At 38.4% G+C, this 11,958-nt stretch carries 10 protein-coding genes; all 10 read left to right on the forward strand.

All coding sequences use genetic code 11. The features are described 5' to 3' along the window. The 10 genes from qatD (at window position 1) to B5771_RS24340 (ending at window position 11,888) form a co-directional block, all read left to right on the forward strand. Window positions 1-738: a Qat anti-phage system TatD family nuclease QatD gene (gene qatD / locus B5771_RS13735; protein WP_088188031.1), complete on the forward strand. Its 738-nt coding sequence runs from the start codon at window positions 1-3 to the stop codon at window positions 736-738. A 157-nt stretch (window positions 739-895) separates the two neighbouring features. Continuing rightward, window positions 896-1,747, forward strand: coding sequence for a hypothetical protein (locus tag B5771_RS13740; RefSeq protein ID WP_088188032.1), 852 nt, complete (start codon window positions 896-898; stop codon window positions 1,745-1,747). A 34-nt stretch (window positions 1,748-1,781) separates the two neighbouring features. Further along, window positions 1,782-2,474, forward strand: coding sequence for a DUF6710 family protein (locus B5771_RS13745; RefSeq protein ID WP_088188033.1), 693 nt, complete (start codon window positions 1,782-1,784; stop codon window positions 2,472-2,474). 398 nt (window positions 2,475-2,872) lie between these two features. After that, the gene (locus B5771_RS13750; protein WP_348982950.1) at window positions 2,873-4,141 is read left to right on the forward strand and encodes a recombinase family protein; all 1,269 of its coding nucleotides are present in this window, start codon (window positions 2,873-2,875) and stop codon (window positions 4,139-4,141) included. A gap of 99 nt (window positions 4,142-4,240) precedes the next feature. Then, window positions 4,241-5,323 carry a hypothetical protein gene (locus B5771_RS25220; RefSeq protein WP_348982951.1) on the forward strand — a complete coding sequence of 361 codons (1,083 nt, stop codon included), beginning with the start codon at window positions 4,241-4,243 and terminating at the stop codon, window positions 5,321-5,323. Window positions 5,324-5,592: 269 nt separating this feature from the next. Next, on the forward strand, window positions 5,593-7,146 hold the full coding sequence (locus tag B5771_RS25225; protein ID WP_348982952.1) for a DEAD/DEAH box helicase family protein: 1,554 nt from the start codon (window positions 5,593-5,595) through the stop codon (window positions 7,144-7,146). A gap of 163 nt (window positions 7,147-7,309) precedes the next feature. Further along, window positions 7,310-8,182: a BRO family protein gene (locus B5771_RS13760; protein WP_088188034.1), complete on the forward strand. Its 873-nt coding sequence runs from the start codon at window positions 7,310-7,312 to the stop codon at window positions 8,180-8,182. Window positions 8,183-8,429: 247 nt separating this feature from the next. Beyond that, window positions 8,430-9,335, forward strand: a complete 906-nt coding sequence (locus tag B5771_RS13765; protein WP_088188035.1) for an RluA family pseudouridine synthase — start codon at window positions 8,430-8,432, stop codon at window positions 9,333-9,335. A gap of 776 nt (window positions 9,336-10,111) precedes the next feature. After that, the gene (locus tag B5771_RS13775; RefSeq protein WP_088188036.1) at window positions 10,112-10,996 is read left to right on the forward strand and encodes a VOC family protein; all 885 of its coding nucleotides are present in this window, start codon (window positions 10,112-10,114) and stop codon (window positions 10,994-10,996) included. Between the two features lie 754 nt (window positions 10,997-11,750). Next, on the forward strand, window positions 11,751-11,888 hold the full coding sequence (locus tag B5771_RS24340) for a hypothetical protein (RefSeq protein ID WP_172408273.1): 138 nt from the start codon (window positions 11,751-11,753) through the stop codon (window positions 11,886-11,888). Window positions 11,889-11,958 lie beyond the last annotated feature (70 nt).

The following is an 11,958-nucleotide window of genomic DNA, read 5'->3' on the forward strand; positions in this document are numbered from 1 at the left end:
ATGGATGTTTATGATATGCACTGCCATGTAGATTTGATGCAATCCATGGATGAATTCAGCAAAGCAGCTCTGGAAGAGAGAATCAATCTATTGGCGATGACAACAACGCCAAAGGCATTTGAGATTGAGCAGAAAAGGATTGGAAATTTTTCTAATGTTCAAGTTGCCTTGGGTTTACATCCGCAACTTGTTTTCGATAGATTCCAGGAGCTTGGTCTTATTGAAAAATATATACACGTAACAAAATTCGTTGGTGAGATTGGTTTGGATTTTAATAAGCAGTTCTATCATTCCAAAGAACTTCAGATAGATGTATTCTCACAAATCATCAAATGGTGCCAAAGATCACCCATGAAGATTATTTCAATACATTCTGTTCGATCGGATAAAGATGTACTGGATATTTTAGAAAAATATGATTGCACAAAACATAATAAATGTATCTTGCATTGGTATTCTGGAACATTAAAACAGCTAGATAGAGCTATAGAACTTGGTTGCTTTTTCTCGGTCAATGAGTATATGCTTAATTCTCGAAACGGGCAGTCGATAATACAGAGAATTCCTGTTGAACGATTATTATTAGAGTCTGATGCTCCGTTCATCTCAGATATTAAAACGGTAGAGCAACTAAAGCGAAGTTTGAGGCACTGTATTAATGAGCTAAGTGTACTAAAGGGAAACGAAGTACCAATGTGCATTTTTGAAACAAGCCATCGATTACTTGAAATATATTAAAATTGCCCAGGCCGGTTCAGCATCGGAGAGTATTATCTCATATTTATAGGTAAATAAAACACAAAACTGACTCGAAGCATCATTAGAGATGTTTGACGGGCAACAGTTACTCAATCAACTGTAATCTAATGCCTGATCTTTATAAGGGGAATAATCTATGGATTATATGGAGGCAAACGATATAGTATATAATGTTGATTTAGAACGAGCATTAGTACAAAAAGGAGTATCGGCAGAACATATAGCATATCTCAAGGCCAATAATCCAAAAGATTTCTTTGAGTATTACGAGTATTATGAGCACATATCGGAGAACGACAAAAATAAAGTATTGGTAGAAACAAAAAAAATTATAGGTATTTCCAGGGCTAATGTATGTGCTTCATTTTACGATAATGCGACCGGAAGATATGAATCAGAATTAAATGTATATAGGATGGCTACAGCAATAGAGCATATAAGAGACGATGCCCTTGGACAGCTTTATGCTTGGTACGAAAATTTATATGATCCTGTCGCTCTCATATATTTTAGCGATGAAGATGTGTACAAGGTAGGACGTGACGGAAATCACCGATCGTTATATGCAAATGTTATAGGAGCCCCGTTTATAAAGGCAGATGTTGCTTATTATAGTCGAAATGATGAAAAATACAAGACTTTTCTTCATTTCAAAGAAGTATGCTGTAAATATAAGTTGGAGTCAGTTGAACCAAGTATTTATGGAGATCCAGAATTTACCTTCAGTTATAACAACGAGGAATATGTTGTAACTGGATACGTTAATCCCAAAATAAACGGTCAATATAGCATAGAGCAAATTGATACCTTAGCGTCTCAATTAAAAGAGGATTGGAGATTCATAAAAAAAGACCGACTAATTAGCTTTTTGAAAAAGCACTCTCGAGTGTCGAATATGGTCTTAAAAGCCCTTTGCAAAGATTCAAAACAGGCTTATAGACTATATCAACATATTTGGCACAGAAATATAGGTAAAAGTAACCAATGATTATTAGTGCATACACCGCAAGGAGATAAGGGCAATGTTTTTTATAAATAAAAAAAATGAAGATATGAAAAGGCATTTGCAAAGTATCATTGCTATTGCTCAAAACATTATTGATAAATCGGAAATGTCCGGCGATTTTTTGCATCCAATTTATAGATATATTAATGCAATAGGTTCTTCGGTTCTACAGAGGCTTTTAATGCAATTATTTACTGGTCAAGAAGTCGACCATGTAGATGTTTTGTTTTATGATTTGTGTCATTATATAAAAAATGAAAATTATATTAGTGATTATGAGACTATCGAAAACAATGAAAAAATATCAATAAGTCTGAAAGATAACCTGGTCATTCCTGTTGCTTGGAATATGAGCAGATTCGAAACTACTATTACAGGAATAGGTACTGATTGTGGAAACCAATTTGAATTTCAAAAATTGAATCACATGTCAAAGTTATTCTTGCCCATCGGGGTTACCATTGTCCATAATGGAAATCATTCAATTTTGAGTGGTATTATAAAAAGAGAAGGTATAATCCATCCAACAGAGATGGTTAATTTAGCCTCGCTATATGAAAAGATTAAGTTTGATGGAATGTATTATCGGGATGTAGACAGTAACCAAGTTATTCAAGAGGTCAAGAATTTTGAATTAGGCGCTATATATGAGATAGGAAGATTGTTAAGAAAAAATGATATAAAATTTCTTGAGGAGAGAGACTATTAAAATCTGGTGTTCCGTTTATAGCCGCCGATTTTATGCAATAAATTGTTGGTATGAAATTGTATCGAATAAAGCCTTCAAGAGGTCAACACTCTTTTGAAGGTTTTATTGCTTACAATTACTAAGGTTGTAAAGCAAAATACGGTTCTTAATCCTGCAAAAAAGCCTGCAACAGGCTGTGATTTCTGAAAGATACCCCGCCGCCAGGGGGATACTAGAGTCAAACGGCATCTTTTTTGTATCCTCAAGGCATACGGAGGTAATAATCCTGTTGCAGAGGCTGTAACGCTGATATACCAAGGGTTTGCAAGGATGAATACAGAAATGTGTTTTGACGTGAAGGCTATCTTTCACGTCTTTTGTTTTGTAAAATGTAATTGTACGTGAATCTTATCCAGATTATGTTTACACAAATTAAAGAGATGAAGAATGTTCGAATCATACCTCCTAAACCCAAAGAAAATAGAAAACTCAGGGTTGCCGCTTACTGCCGCGTCAGCACCTCCGGGCCGGAGCAGCTGCGCAGCCTTGAGATTCAGATAAAGGCTTTTACAAAGATGATAAAAAGCCATCCCAATTGGCTTTTTGCCGGTGTGTTCTATGATATTGAAAGCGGGCTTCGACGGAGCGGCAGAAAAAGTCTGGACAAACTGCTCAGGAATGCGGCGAAAGGCAAGATCGATTACATTATCACAAAGTCAATCAGCAGGGTATCGAGGGATACGCTGGAGGTTTTGAAGATTATAAGATTTTTAAGAGGGCGAGGAATCAATATGCATTTTGAAAATGAGAAACTGGACTCAATCGAGGCGGATAAAGAATTTGAGATTACGCTGAGGGGTATGCTGGCACAGGACGAAAGCCGGAATATCAGCGAGAATATCCAATGGGGAATTCAGCGTAAGTTCGAAAAAGGCGAAATTTATACCAAGTATAAGAACTTCATGGGATACACTTGCGTTGACGGTGAGATTGTTATTGTACCGGAACAGGCAGAGGTGGTCAGAAAGATATTTGATTTATATTTGCATGGTCTGTCACTGGGACAAATAAAGGCTTATCTAGAATCTCAGGGTATTAAAACAGCAACAGGCAAAGATGATTGGAATGTGAAAACGATTCGTGACATGCTAAAGAACGAGAAATATAAAGGCGATACCATGCTTCAAAAGACCTTTACCGAGGATTTTATGACCGGTAAGAAAAGAAGAAATGATGGGCAGCGAAACAAGTATTACGTGAAAGACAGTCATCCAGCTATTGTCTCTGCTGGAGTATTCGATAAGGTACAAGAGGAAATGGCCAAGCGTTCAAGGTTTGTCAGTAAGGAGGATGGCACAGCAGAAATTAGCGGAAGCAAATATAGTGGCAAATACATTCTTGGGAATCTGCTTGTATGCGGCGATTGCGGCGCATCTTATCGGAGAAGAACTGAAAGAAGCAAGGTGGTCTGGCGTTGCGCAACAAGAATGGAAAAAGGCAAAGAAGTATGCCCTCATTCCCCAACTTTGGATGAAGACCGGATTATTAAGACACTTAGTGAAACAGTATGCGAAAATGGCGTTTACGATGAAGGAATAATCAGGAGTGAAGTGGATAGAATTCGGATCTTTAAATTATATATTATGATTTACTATAGAAGCGGAGAGCAGGCTAAAGTCTGCTTTTGATACAGCCTTGCATTGTTGCATACAAACAAATAAAATAGTACTTATAAATTTTACCAATTTCTATTCCTATAGAGATCAATAACAAGGATACGTAAAACAATGGATTATGAAGAACTTTATGAAAAATATCAAAAGCTGCTAAGAGAAAATAAAAGGCTGAAGATTGAAAACGAAGATTTCAAAATCCAGCTGGGATTGGCATTGCCTCTATTTGGCAGTGAAATTCATTTAATAGAAGAAAGAGACATACCAGACCTATTTAATGACTCAGAACAAGTAACCAACAGCAGCTTTCCACAGGAAAAAATCAATTTATTCTTGTCGTTATTCAGGGGTCGAGATGATGTATATGCAAAAAGATGGCAGAACAAAGAAGGTAAGTCAGGATATTCCCCTGTTTGTCTAAATGAATGGGTTAAGGGGGTATGTTACAAGCCGAAAATTAAATGTTCCGACTGTGAAAATAAGAATTATGCAAATTTTGATTCTACTGCAATTGACAGCCATTTAAGAGGTAAGGCAGTATTTGGCGTTTATCCCATGCTGCCGGATGAAACCTGTTACTTTCTTGCAATGGATTTTGATGACGATGGTTGGCAGAAGGATATAAATGTATTAAGAAATACCTGTATGGAAAAGAACATCCCTTTTGCTGTTGAACTGTCTCAGTCAGGTAATGGTGCCCATGTGTGGTTCTTTTTTAAAGGTCAAATTAGTGCAACAACAGCCAGAAAATTTGGCACATTGCTTCTAACCCATGCAATGTTTAAAAGGCATGAGATTAAATTTAGTTCATATGACCGGTTGTTTCCCAACCAGGATACACTTCCTAAAGGCGGATTTGGGAATCTGATTGCGCTGCCCCTACAAGCCGCTGCACGAAAAAGCAACAACAGTGTATTTATTGATGAGAATTTTCAGCCATATAATGATCAGTGGCGCTTTTTAAGCAGCATCCGAAAGATGAACGAAGAGGAAATTGACGAATATATTACGCAGTTTAGTCTCGGGAATGAGTTGGGGGAATTAAGGCAAATTGAAGATGAAGAAGCTAAACCTTGGGAAAAGAAAAAAGTGGATAGCATATTAAATAGGTCAGATATTCCCAACGAAATACATATAACGAAAGCAAATTTGCTATACATTGAGAAAAATGGATTTGCCAATAAGGCATTAAATTAGCTGAAACGGCTTGCTGCCTTCCGGAATCCTGATTTTTATAAAGCACAAGCTATGAGATTGCCAACCTTTGGTAAATCCAGAATTATTTCATTGTCTGATGAAACTCCGGATTATCTTTGCCTCCCGAGAGGTTGTGAGATTGATTTAACAAATTTATTAGAACCTTTGAAAGCCGATATCAAATGGGTAGATGAAACCTTTTCCGGTAAACCATAAAGATAAAATTTAATGGTCAGCTTCGTGACGAACAGGTAGATGCTGTAAGTCAAATGCTCCAATATGATAACGGGGTTTTATCTGCAACTACTGCTTTCGGAAAGACTGTAATAGGAGCAAAACTTATAGCTGAAAGAAAAGTCAATACGCTTGTGCTTGTTCATACGCAGCAATTATTGGAGCAATGGAAAGAACGGTTGACCCAATTCTTGATAATTAATGAGGAGTTGCCTGCTGATCCTGTTAAAAGAAGAGGCAGGAAAAAGGTTCGCAGTATTATTGGACAGCTTGGCGGAGGAAAGAAGAATTTAAGTGGGGTTATTGATATTGCGGTTATGCAGTCATTGGTAAAAGGAGACGAAGTAAAAGATGCTGTCCGTGATTATGGCATGGTCATTGTTGATGAATGTCATCATGTTCCTGCATTTAGCTTTGAGCAAATTCTTAAAAACGTTTCAGCAAAATATGTATATGGTCTGACTGCAACGCCAGTAAGGCAGGATGGGCATCATCCCATAATATTCATGCATTGCGGCCCGGTTCGATACAAAGTGAATGCGAGAGAGCAAGCTGAAAAAAGACCTTTTGAACACTATATCATCCCACGTTTTACGCCTTTTAGAAAACAGGTTAGCCAAGATGAAAAGCAATGGTCTATCGGGGAAATATATTCTGAAATCAGCACCTCCCAAATCCGCAATCAATTGATTATTGATGATGTAATTCAGTGTGTAAAAGAAGGCAGGAATCCTATTATACTGACAGAGCGGACAGCTCATGTTGGGCTTATTGCTGAGGAATTATCGAAAACCATTACGAATGTAATTGATTTAACTGGCGGAATGACAGTTAAAGAAAGAAAAACCAAGCTGGAAAAGCTTTCAAGCATTCCGCAGGGTAATGCTTTTGTTATTGTTGCCACCGGCAGATTTGTCGGTGAGGGGTTTGACGAGCCGAGGTTAGATACACTATTTCTGGCAATGCCTGTTGCCTGGAAAGGAACTGTGCAGCAATATGCCGGGCGGCTTCATAGGTTGTATCAAAACAAGAATGAAGTTCGGATTTATGATTACGTGGATGTTCATGTTGGCGTACTTGAACGGATGTACCATAAGAGGCTCAAAGGATATGCAGCCATAGGGTATTCAGCAAAAAGTGACAGTAAGCCGTTTGAAGCTACGAATGCAATTTTTGATAATCATAATTTCATGACAGTATTCAGCAATGATATTTCATCCTCCAAATCGGATATTGTGATAGTCAGCCCATATATGACAAAAAAGCGGCTATCTCAGATGCTGAATATTCTGTCTTCTGGTATTAATAACGGAGCTAAGTTCACAATAATTACAAGGCCGGAGGAGTATTATAAAGAAAAGGACAGGTCTGTATTTTCAGATATGGTTAATTCCGTACGATTAACTGGAGCAAATCTCATTTTCAAATCAAATATACATCAGAAGTTTGCCATAATTGATCAGAGAATTGTTTGGTATGGAAGCATAAATCTTCTGAGCTTTGGCAGCTCGGAGGAAAGCATAATGAGGCTGGATAGTATCAATATTGCGAATGAACTGATAGGTACAATTGAAGAAATGTTATTGTAATTGCGGGTGTGTTTTTATGCTAAGAACGTAAAAACAAAGATAAACAGTTATTTTTGCATTGCAAATAGAACATATGTTTGATAAAATGACTACAAAGTATCCGATCTGGTGCGGGTTATAATTAGTCTTCCATTGGAAAAAAATCAATAACGGAGGACAAAATATGGATGGAAATAATAAGATCCAACTTTTTGAAGATAAGCGCATCCGTACAGCTTGGGATGAAGAGGAACAAGAGTGGTACTTTTCCGTGGTGGATGTAGTGTCAATTCTGACCGACCAAGCAACGCCTCGAAATGCGAGTACCTACTGGGCTGTTTTAAAAAAACGCCTTATTGAAGAAGGATTTCAGTTGCTTACAAATTGTAAGCAACTGAAATTGAAAGCCGCGGATGGAAAACGTTACAACACTGATGTTGCAAATACAGAGGAACTTTTGCGCATAATACAGTCCATTCCGTCACAGAAAGCTGAACCATTCAAAATGTGGCTTGCTCAGGTGGGTCGTGAGCGGATAGAGGAAACAATTGATCCGGAACTTACCATCGATCGTGCCCTTGCTACATACCTGAAAAAAGGATATACTCGCGAGTGGATTAACCAACGATTGCAAGCTATTCAAGTGCGCAAGGAACTTACCGATGAGTGGGATGACCATGGCGTAAAGCGGGGGCAAGAATACGCTATCCTTACCGATGAAATTACTAGAGCATGGTCTGGCATGACGACTCGTCAGTACAAAAAAATTAAAGGGCTAAAAAAGGAAAATCTCCGCGACAACATGTCAACATTGGAACTGGTTCTGAACATGCTTGCTGAAGCCACTACAACCGAGATTTCCAAGGCAACAGAACCGCAAACTTTCGAAGAAAATAGGCAAGTAGCACGGCGTGGCGGTCGAATTGCTGGAAATACACGCAAAGAAATCGAAGCAGATACAGGAAAGCCTGTTATTACAAAAAAGAACGCTGTTGATTTCTCTCGACTTATTACTGATGTCATTGAGGAATCTGACAAAGAAGATAAGAATAGCTAGGTGTATCGAATAAAGCCTTCAAGAGACAGAACCGCTTTTGAAGGTTTTGTTGCTTACAATTAACTTAGGTGTGAGCAAAATGCAGCTATTATTCCGGCAAAAAAAGCCTGCAACAGGCTATAGTTTCATAAATACAACCCGCCGCCAAGGAGCTACCAGCTCAAGACGGCATCTTTTTTGTATTCTCAAGGCACGTTGAGAGCATCGTTCGCCTCTTGCTTTTTTGATAAGAAAGTTGGTAAGTTAATTGGCACAAAGTGTGGATAACAAGAAAAGCAAAACAATAGCTGATACAGTATTTGTGGTAACAGAGTGCAGTGGTTTATTAGATTTTTTAACACTTAAGTTAACTAATCATTCAAGAAATAACATAAAGTCTTTGCTCACACACAGACAGGTTAATGTGGATGGGCGTGTCGTTACGCAGCACGACTTTCCTCTGAAAGAAGAACAGACGGTACGGATAGTCCGTTCGGTAATTCGGGGGCAAAAAGAGAAAGATGTGCTGCAAATTTTATATGAGGATGCTGATTTGATCGTAATCAATAAGCCGGCTGGCTTGTTGGCTATAGCTGATAATAAAAATGGGGTTTCCGCTTATCATTTGCTGACGGATTATGTGCGCCGGGCTAACCCGAAAGCCCGTATCTTTATTGTTCATCGTCTGGACCGGGATACCTCCGGGGTGCTGATGTTTGCCAAAAATGAAAAGTTGAAACTAGCGTTGCAAGATAATTGGGGCGGCCTTGTAACGCAACGGGGTTATGTGGCGATTGTGGAGGGACGACTAAAAGAAAAAAGCGGTAGAATTCGCTCCTGGCTTAAGGAAACAAAGACGCTGCTTGTGTATTCCAGCCCAAAGGCGGGGGACGGTTTGGAGGCCATTACGAATTATCAAGTGATCAATGAAACCCCAGACTATTCGCTGTTGAATATTCAACTGGAAACAGGTCGCAAGAATCAAATTCGAGTGCATATGAAAGAATTAGGGCATTCTGTCGTGGGCGATACCAAATATGGTGCTAGAACTAATCCTTTAAAGCGATTAGGGTTGCATGCGCACAAACTGGAATTTAGGCATCCTTTTGCTAATCAGGTGCTGTGCTTTGAAACAGAAGTACCGGAGAATTTTAAAGCGTTAATAAAGCTCTGACGAAATTGTGGCAGCATGCCAAGAATTACATACTGCCTTGGATAGATATCAAGGAATACTTACGAGGATAAAAGAGGAAAATGATTAGATAAAATGGCCTCGGGTATTGTGCTGTAGGCTAAGAGAAACAAATTTTTCGGACATGTACCCGCGAACACACACCATGTTGAGAGCATCGTTCGCCTCGAAAGAAAACACAACGACTAAATATGGAAAAGGTCCAGTGGTGTAACCACTATATATAGCGGTTTTGGCAAAAAATTATGTGTTTCTCTGTACTGCAAGAGTAGTGTGGGGAAACATTTTTTTACAGTTTTGCATCAGAATTATGAAACTCCGTTACTTTGAACCTTAGGAGTATGTCGGAAAATGCGAATTGAATTAAGAAATTATTTGGATAATAGATTAGAAGAACAATGGTAAAAGGAGGTTTGATGTTAATGAGTATATTTACAGAGCTAATAATCAGAGGGGTCCTCGTTATTGCGTTAAATGATAGTATTATACTTTACGTGGTTAAAAAGCGTTCTTCTCCAATAACTATTCCTTTAATTTTAGAAATAACTATAGTAACTAGTGTCGCATTAGTAATTAACATTTGGTATTGTCTTAAAAAGAATGGAATAATTTGAAATAAAACATTTAGAAATCATGGCAAGGCGCATTCTTCTGATAAACGTAACAAGTTGAGTTCCACTTGCCACATTTGTTACCAGTAGTCCCCATGCAATGAACTCCATAAAATCCAGTTAAGTGGTGTTAAGGAGGAGCTTGTTATGCAAAAAATTGTTCCGCATTTATGGTACGACACGGAGGCCAAAGAAGCGGCCCTGTTTTATACCAGTTTATTTGACCAATCGAAACTATTGGATGTAACAGTTATAGAAAACACCCCATCAGGTGACGCAGAAAGTGTAAGTTTTGAGTTAGCCGGACAGCAATTTAAGGCGATCAGTGCTGGCCCTTTCTTCAAATTCAACCCTTCTATTTCCTTGATGGTCGCTTGCTACTCAATAGAAGAGGTGAATAGCAAGTGGAGAGCATTATCTGAAGGGGGAACGGAATTAATGCCATTGGGTGAATACCCCTTTAGTAAGCGGTATAGCTGGGTTCAGGACCGGTACGGTTTATCCTGGCAGTTGATGCTTACCGACCATGGCCAAAGTGTTCCAAAGATTACCCCCAACTTGCTTTTCTCAGATGAATCATGCGGGAAAGCTGAAGAAGCTGTAAGGTACTACACTGGGGTCTTTGAAAAATCGGAAATAGGGACAATCAGCAGATATAAAGAAGGAGAAGCTGAGTTACCAAAGGCAAAAATAAACTATGCTGCATTCAAACTGAACGATATCGCTTTTTCTGCGATGGACAACGGCTTTGATGTGGATTATGGTTTTAATGAAGCATTTTCACTCATGATAAATTGTGAGGACCAGAAGGAGATTGATTACGTCGGGGACAGGCTCTCTGCCGTACCTGAAGCTGAACAATGCGGTTGGGTCAAGGACAAGTTTGGAGTATCGTGGCAAATTGTGCCTGCGATAATGGATGAAATGATGAAATCTGGTGACAGAAAACGATTACAGCGGGTGACAGAGGCGTTCCTGAAAATGAAGAAATTTGATGTGGACGCTTTGCAAAAAGCTTATGATGGGATTTAAGGTGTAACACTAAGACAACAGTTAGACTACCGGTTGACGTGTAAAATCAAAGGATTAACAATCGATAAGGAAAATGCAACTGGCCAATAGGTCAGTTGCATTTTAGTTTAGTGGAGATATTCATTTTTGATTCAATCGTCTCTTTTCTAACTGATCCTAAACTGTAGCAGCATGTCACGAATTATATACCGCCTTAGAACAAGGCCTCCGAAATTGTGGTCGGGTCTAGAAAACAGCATTTTTGGAACATGTACCCATGAACACACCACGTTGAGACCGTGGTAAGTTTGAAAACATCTACATTTTGAGATCCGCCTGTACCAAGGGTTTCGGGGATGGGATATTTTTGAAATAGGCTAAAAATATCAAGAATGTGTTAAGACTGCGTCCAAGGGAACATATTTAATGTAAAATGGCGTTTTTTTACATAAAACATTCTCAATTCTGCCCCATAAACTCAATTTTTACTTGGCCTCTGCCTATGCTGGCAGGGGCTTTTTTTGTGCGTGTGTGCGTGTGATGGAAGTCGTATGACGGAAATTTTCATGCATGTTGTCAAACATGGGAAATGGCAGATATAAGTTTTAAAGTCTTACATGTTGTTTCTATAATTGATCCGACTAATCGATAGAAAAAGACTTAAGAGCTTTTGTTCGTTTGATACGTCTATTAAAGTTAACAAATTAATATTAGTTGGTATCTAATAATACTACTAATAATAAAATGGTAAGAGTAAGGTGGTGAGCGTTGGCGTATGAAAATAGTTGGTTGTGCATCTTGCGTGAATAAAATTATCGTAGAAAATATTGCTTGGTGCAAAGTGTATAACAAAAAAATAGATTTTAAAGAGGTTCTCATTTGTTATAAATATAAAAAAGATAACCAAAAATGACTCCAAAATAAAAATTTTGAGTCATTTTTTGGTATAATTTAGCTAGTAAAAAGCTTTGGGAGATGAGTTT

This window comes from Desulfosporosinus sp. FKA (genome assembly GCF_002196785.1).
Lineage (GTDB): Bacteria > Bacillota > Desulfitobacteriia > Desulfitobacteriales > Desulfitobacteriaceae > Desulfosporosinus > Desulfosporosinus acididurans.